Source organism: Chryseobacterium mucoviscidosis (genome assembly GCF_002177115.1).
Taxonomy (GTDB): Bacteria; Bacteroidota; Bacteroidia; order Flavobacteriales; family Weeksellaceae; genus Chryseobacterium; species Chryseobacterium mucoviscidosis.
Genome location: NZ_MVAG01000120.1, coordinates 1 through 330 on the forward strand (window position 1 = coordinate 1; position 330 = coordinate 330).

The 330-nt window shown below is 36.1% G+C and carries 1 tRNA gene; it reads right to left on the reverse strand.

The window, feature by feature from the left end:
- Nucleotides 1-249 precede the first annotated feature (249 nt).
- A tRNA-Lys gene (locus B0E34_RS11875) sits at nt 250-322 on the reverse strand.
- Nucleotides 323-330 lie beyond the last annotated feature (8 nt).

Below are 330 nucleotides of genomic sequence, written 5' to 3' on the forward strand. Positions count from 1 at the left end.
CCGGCTGGGATTCGAACCCAGGACCCATACATTAAAAGTGTATTGCTCTACCAGCTGAGCTACCGAGTCGGTCACTTAATTTGAATTTACTTTTTAAAAAGCAATATTCTTTTTTTAAGATCTGCAAAGATACAAATTATTTTGTTCCTGCAAAATTTATTTTCAAAATCAAAGGTTTCTTAAGAAAGCCCTTGAAACACCAAATCACAAAATATTAATATGAAAAAAATTTACTTTTCAGTAAACTTGTGACCCGGCTGGGATTCGAACCCAGGACCCATACATTAAAAGTGTATTGCTCTACCAGCTGAGCTACCGAGTCGGTTTTCT